Origin of the sequence: Salipiger sp. HF18 (assembly GCF_011806505.1) — a bacterium.
Lineage (GTDB): Bacteria > Pseudomonadota > Alphaproteobacteria > Rhodobacterales > Rhodobacteraceae > Salipiger > Salipiger thiooxidans.
Window position 1 is genome coordinate 1 of the sequence record NZ_JAATOS010000235.1, and the last position, 6,265, is coordinate 6,265.

Here is a 6,265-nt window from a genome sequence, read left to right on the forward strand (position 1 = left end):
CGGCGAGACCGTCGTCATTCGACAGCACTGCGGCGTTCTCGTGCCCCAGCGCGATGATGCAGGCACCGGTAAGGGTGGCGAGATCGACCATGGCCGCGGGCTTCACGTGCTCCTGCGCGTACCAGAGCACGTCCGCGAGCACGAGCCGCCCCTCGGCGTCGGTGTTGATCACCTCGATCGTGTCGCCCTTCATCGAGGTCACCACGTCGCCCGGACGCACGGCGCTGCCCGAGGGCATGTTCTCGACCAGACCGACAAGACCCACCACGTGGGCCGGCGCCCTGCGCAGGGCCAGCGCCTTCATGACACCCGAGACGACCTTGGAGGGCGAGACCGAGCCCTGCCCGACGCAGAGCAGCGCGCCCATGCCGAGCTCGGCGAGCTTGTCCTCTTCCAGCACCTCGACCTCGACGCCGAGATCGCGCAGGCCCTCGAGCCGGGTCGCGAACTCGGTGGTGGTCAGGACGTTGGCGGGTTCGTTCACAAGATCGCGGGTGAAAAAGACGCCCTCGGCCACGGCCAGCGCCGCCTTGCAGGCCGCCTCGGTCTCGTGGGGCTTGCCGCAGAGGATGCGCGCGGGCGCCAGCGGCTTGCCCTTGTCGCTGCGGCGGGCGGTGAAGCCGTAGCCGCGCAGCGCGAGGCCAAGCACCAGCTCCGGCAGGCGGGGCAGGGTCTCGCCCAGCACGGGGACGGCGCTGCTGCCGGCAAGCCGCGCGACGATGGCACCGGCCTTGCGGGCCTCTGCCACGTCGCCGCGACGCTCGAGCTTGATGATGTCGACCGCATCCGCCGCCATCCCCACCGGGAACGCGAGGGTCACCACGTCGCCCTGCGAAGCCTTGGCAAAGGCCTCGCCCGCCACGGCCCGCTCCACGGCACCCCGGGTCAGGCGGTTCAGCCGCCGTGCCCCGCGGCCAAGCTGGCCCGCGCCGTTGACGAATACCGCGACCCGGCCCTCGGCGTCTTTCAGCGCATCGAGGTCGGTTTCGGCAAAGGTGATCTCGCGCAGATCGGTCATCATGCTCTCCTGTTGTCTTTGGCCCTAAGTGGTAGTCCCGCCGGGTGGCATTGACCAGAGCCACCTTTTCCCGCACACACCGTTCGACTAGGCTCGGTCGGAAACAGGATCTCGGGGGAACGCAGGAGGGGAGAGAAGAGACAGATACATGCTGTCGCAACCGAGGGGGGGAGGTGGCTTTTTCGCTCTCGTACTTGTGATGGTCTACTGGCTCAACCGGTCGGTCGGACTGTTCGACGAGCTCATCGCGAATGGCCATACCGCGGGGATCTTCCTCGAGTTCACGCTGCTGGCGCTGCCCGGGGTGGTGGCCATCGTGCTGCCCATGGCGGCGTTCGGCGCCGCGGTCTACGTCACCAACCGCATGTCCAACGAGTCCGAGCTGACGGTGCTCCAGGCAACCGGCCTGTCGCCGTGGCGCCTGGCGCGGCCGGTGCTGGTCTTCGGCGCGATCATCGGCGCGATGATGGCGATTCTGAGCCACGTGCTGGTGCCCGCCTCCATCGGCCAGCTGCGCGAACGCGAGTCCGAGATCTCGGGCTCGGTCTCGGCCCGGCTGCTGCACGAGGGCACCTTCCTGCACCCCACCAGGGGCGTGACCTTCTACATCCGCGACATCACCCCCGAGGGCGAGCTGCGCGACGTGTTCCTGTCGGACCGGCGCGACCCGGACCGGGCGATTGCCTACACCGCGCAAAGCGCCTACGTGCTGCGCGACGACGACGGCCCCAAGCTGACCATGCGCTCGGGGCTGGCACAGACCCTGCGGGCCGAGGACCAGACGCTCTCGACCACCGATTTCGAGAACCTGACCTATGATATCTCGGGGCTCGTCACCCAGAACGGCCCGCCGCGCCGCCGCGCCCGGCAGATCTCGACCTGGGAGCTCTTGACCGACACCGAGGCGGTCTCGGAAGAGGTCAAGGACAGCGTGGGCGAAGTGCTCGAGGAAGCGCACATGCGCTTCGAGCAGCCGCTGCTCTGCGTGGTGGCGGCACTGATCGGCTACGCGGCGCTGATGACCGGCGGGTTCTCGCGCTTCGGGGTGACAAAGCAGATCGTCGGCGCGATCTTCCTGCTGGTCTTCATCAAGATCGTCGAGAGCATCGTCACGACGCCGGTGCACGCCAACGCTGCGCTCTGGCCGCTGATCTACCTGCCAAGCATCGTCGGCCTGATCATCGCGGGCGTCCTGCTGCAGCGCTCGTCGCGGTCGTTCCGCCCGGGCCGCGCCGCACCGCCCGCCCCCGAGGGGGCCGCCGCATGATCCTGCACCGCTACTTCGCCCGGCGCTTCTTCTGGATGTTCATGTCGATCCTCTCGGTCTTCGCGATCTTCGTCGGGCTGGTCGATCTCGTCGAGCAGATCCGCAAGTTCGGTGGCGACATCAGCTTTGCCCAGAAGGTGCAGATCACCGCGCTCCGCCTGCCCGAGGGCATGTACGAGATCCTGCCGCTGGTGATGATCCTCGCCACCGCGGCGCTGTTCCTGATGCTGGCGCGCAGCTCCGAGCTGGTGGTGGTGCGCGCCGCCGGCCGCTCGGGCCTGACCGCGCTCATGGGGCCGATGATGGTGGCACTGGCGATCAGCGGCGTCACCGTGGCGATGCTGAACCCGCTGGTGGCCGCCACCTCGAAGCGTGCGAGCGACCTCGCCGAGAGCTACGAGAACGACGGCGCCTCGGTGATCTCCATCGGCAAGGAAGGCCTGTGGCTGCGCCAGGGCAGCTCGGACGGACAGGCGGTGATCCGCGCCGCCCGCGCCAACCCCGATGCCACCGTGCTCTACGACGTAAGCTTCCTGCAATACGCCGAGGACGGCGGCCCCATCCGCCGCGTCGAGGCCGCCGAGGCCGCGCTCGAGGACGGCGCCTGGGCGCTGCGCGACGCCAAGGTCTGGCCGCTCGGCACCCGCGCCAACCCCGAGGCCGCGGCCGAGCGCCACGCCCGGCTGCGCATCGCCTCGGATCTCACGCAGAACGACATCCGCGATCGCTTCGGCAAGCCCTCGGCGGTGGCGATCTGGGATTTGCCGGACTTCATCAACGGGCTCGAACAGGCAGGCTTCTCGGCCCGCCGTCACGAGGTCTGGTTCCAGATGGAGCTGGCCCGTCCGATCTTCCTTGTCGCCATGGTGCTGGTGGCGGCGGGGTTCACCATGCGGCCGGCGCGGCTGGGACGGACGGGGCTCTACGTGCTTGCCGCCGTGCTGCTGGGCTTCGGACTGTACTACGTGCGCAACTTCGCGCAGATCATGGGCGAGAACGGCCAGCTGCCGCCACTTTTCGCCGCCTGGGTCCCGCCCGTCGCCTCGCTGATGCTGGCGCTGGGTCTGGTCCTGCAGATGGAGGACGGCTGAATGCGCGTCGCCCGCCAGTTCTGCGTCGCGGCCCTTCTGGCCGTTGCTGTGCCCGGCACGCTTGCCGCACAGACCACGACGCTCGCCGCCAACGCCCAGAACGACGACACGGAGCCCGCCCTGCTGGTCGCCGACAGCGTCTTCGTCGAGGACAGCTCACGGCTCATTGCCAGCGGCAATGTCGAGGCCCTGCACGACGGGCTGCGGCTGACCGCGACCCGCATCCTCTTCGACCAGGACAAGGGCACGCTCACCATCGAGGGCCCGATCCGGATCACCGACGAGACCGGCAACCTGCTGCTCGCCGATGCCGCCGAGATGAACGAGGGGCTGCGCGACGGCATGCTCAAGGGCGCCCGCATGGTGATGGACGACCAGCTGCAGCTGGCCTCGGTCGAGGCGCAGCGCGTCGGCGGCCGCTATACCCAGCTCAGCCGCGTTGCCGTGACCTCGTGCCAGGTCTGCGGCCGCAACGAGGTGCCGCTCTGGCAGATCCGCGCCGACCGGGTGATCCACGACGAGGAAGAGCGCCAGCTCTGGTTCGAGGGCGCCCAGCTGCGGGTGCTCGACGTGCCGGTGTTCTGGTGGCCGCAGCTGCGCCTGCCCGACCCCTCGCTGAAGCGGGCCCGCGGCTTCCTGACGCCGACGCTCCGCAGCACCTCGCTGCTCGGGACCGGCATCCGGGTGCCCTACTTCATCCCGCTCGGCGACCATCAGGACATCACGCTCACGCCCTATGTCTCGCCCGAGACCCGCACGCTCGAGGCGCGCTACCGCCGGGCCTTCAGCAACGGCACCATCGAGCTCAACGGTGCCGTGACGCGCGACACGCTGGTGCCCGATGCCACCCGCGGCTACCTCTTCGCCGAGGGCGAATTCGGGCTGACCGGCGACTTCACGCTGGAGTTCGACATCCAGTCGGTGTCCGACGATTCCTACTTCAACGAATACGACTACGGCCCCAGCGAACGTCTCGAGAGTTCGGTCACCCTGACCCGCGCGCGGCGTGACGATTTCCTGCAGGGCGACATCACCCACTTCGAGACCCTGCGCCTCGGAAGAGAACGACACCCAGCCCTCGATCGTCGTCAACGCCGAGTACGAGAAGCGCTTCTTCCCGGACCGCATCGGCGGCGAGCTGCGACTCGGCACCGCGCTTCACAGCCACTACCGCTATTCCGACATCGACTTTGACAAGGACGGCGACGGCGTGGTCGACGGCCGTGACGTCTCGCGCCTGACCGCCGAGGCCAGCTGGCGCCGGACCTGGACCCTGCCTGGCGGCATCCGTGCCGGGGTCGAGGGCTACCTCTGGGCCGACCGCTACGCCGTGGCCGAGGATTCGACCTCGGCTTCCAACGCCGCGCAGCTCACCCCCGCCGCCGCGGTCGAGCTGCGCTGGCCGTTGATCCGCCGCGACGCCATCGGCGGGCACACCCTGCTCGAGCCGGTGGCGCAGCTTGGCTGGGTCGGTGGCGACCGTCCCAACATCGCCAGGGACGAGAGCACCCGCGTCGAGTTCGACGAGGCCAACCTGCTGTCGCTGTCGCGCTACCCGGCCTCGGACCGGCGCGAGCGCGGACGGCTGGCCGCCGCGGGCGTGCGCTGGCTGCACGAGGCGCCGGGCGGCTGGACCGCCGGCATGACCGTCGGCCGGGTCTGGCGGGCCGAGCCCGACGACGATCTCAGCCGCTCGTCGGGGCTTGATGGCGACAGCTCGGACTGGCTCATCGCGGGCGGCTTCGCGAACCCGCTGGGGCTCAGCATCACCGCCCGCGGGCTGCTCGACGAGGACGCGCAGTTCGACAAGGCCGAGGCCCGCGCCTCGTGGGCCAACGACCGGGTCGACCTTGGCGCGACCCACGTCATGCTGGTAGAGGATCCGCTCGAGGACCGCGACGAGAGTCAGGCCGAATGGGGCTTCGACGGCAGCTACAGGTTCAGCACCAACTGGACGACCTCGGCCGAATGGCGCTACGACCTCGCGGACCGGCGGCTTGACCGCACCGGCCTGGGACTGCAATACCGCAATGAATGCGTGCAGGTGGATTTCTCGGTGATACGCAAGTTCGCCTCCGCGACAAACCTCGAACCGTCCACGGATTTCGGCCTCACGGTCGCCCTGACAGGCTTCGGCACCGCCGGCAGCGACAAGGAGTATCGACGCACATGCAACTGACACCCGCACGGATCCTCCGCGCCCTTACCCTGGCAGCGGGTCTGGCGCTGACCGTGTCGCCCGTGGCGGCGCCGGCACAGAACCTCTTCGCCCCGGCGATCATCGTCGATGAAATGGTGATCACCGGTTACGAGCTCGACCAGCGCGCGCGCATGCTGACGCTGCTGAACGCCCCCGGCAACACCAACGATCTCGCCCGCGAGCAGCTCGTGGACGACCGGCTGCGGCTGCAGGCGGCACAGAACGCCGGCATCGAACCCACCGAGGAAGAGATCCTCGACGGCATGTCCGAATTCGCCGGCCGCGCCCAGCTGAGCCGCGAGGAATTCGTCACAGCGCTCGGCCGTGCGGGCGTCGCCGAGCAGACCTTCCGCGACTTCGTGCGCGCGGGTGCCGCGTGGCGCTCGCTGGTGCAGAGCCGCTTCGTGCAGCAGTCGCAGGTAAGCCCGGCCGAAGTCGACCGCGCGCTTGCCGGCAATGGCGGCAGCTCGACCGTGCGCGTGCTGCTCTCCGAGATCATCATGCCGCTCTCGCCGCAGAACGTCGAAGAGGTCCGCGCCCGGGCCGAGCGCATCGCCCAGATGACCTCCGAGTCCGAGTTCTCGGCGCAGGCGCGGCAGTATTCGGCCACCGCGACCCGTGACGCTGGCGGCCGCCTGCCGTGGCGCGAGCTGAACGAGCTGCCGCCGCAGCTGCGTCCGATGATCCTC

6 protein-coding genes are annotated in these 6,265 nt (G+C 69.3%); 5 read left to right on the top strand and 1 reads right to left on the bottom strand.

What is annotated here, in order from left to right; translation table 11 throughout:
- The coding region (locus HC022_RS16950; protein WP_167453212.1) for a M17 family metallopeptidase at nt 1-1,018 on the bottom strand (1,018 nt) is incomplete at its 3' end.
- A gap of 148 nt (nt 1,019-1,166) precedes the next feature.
- Between HC022_RS16950 and lptF the strand changes: the two genes are divergently transcribed.
- From lptF to HC022_RS16970, 5 genes are all read left to right on the top strand, one after another.
- Nucleotides 1,167-2,285 carry an LPS export ABC transporter permease LptF gene (lptF, locus tag HC022_RS16955; protein ID WP_167453213.1) on the top strand — a complete coding sequence of 373 codons (1,119 nt, stop codon included), beginning with the start codon at nt 1,167-1,169 and terminating at the stop codon, nt 2,283-2,285.
- Nucleotides 2,282-3,376, top strand: coding sequence for an LPS export ABC transporter permease LptG (gene lptG, locus HC022_RS16960; RefSeq protein ID WP_089960540.1), 1,095 nt, complete (start codon nt 2,282-2,284; stop codon nt 3,374-3,376). Before lptF ends, lptG begins: the two co-directional genes overlap by 4 nt.
- Nucleotides 3,377-4,570, top strand: a complete 1,194-nt coding sequence (locus HC022_RS29865) for an LPS-assembly protein LptD (protein ID WP_368484683.1) — start codon at nt 3,377-3,379, stop codon at nt 4,568-4,570.
- Entirely contained in the window at nt 4,560-5,555 is a 996-nt protein-coding gene (locus HC022_RS29870) for an LPS-assembly protein LptD (protein WP_368484684.1), read from the top strand. The genes HC022_RS29865 and HC022_RS29870 overlap by 11 nt, the downstream gene beginning before the upstream one ends.
- On the top strand, nt 5,546-6,265 hold a 720-nt coding region (locus tag HC022_RS16970), incomplete at its 3' end, for a peptidylprolyl isomerase (RefSeq protein WP_175583624.1). The genes HC022_RS29870 and HC022_RS16970, both read left to right, overlap by 10 nt.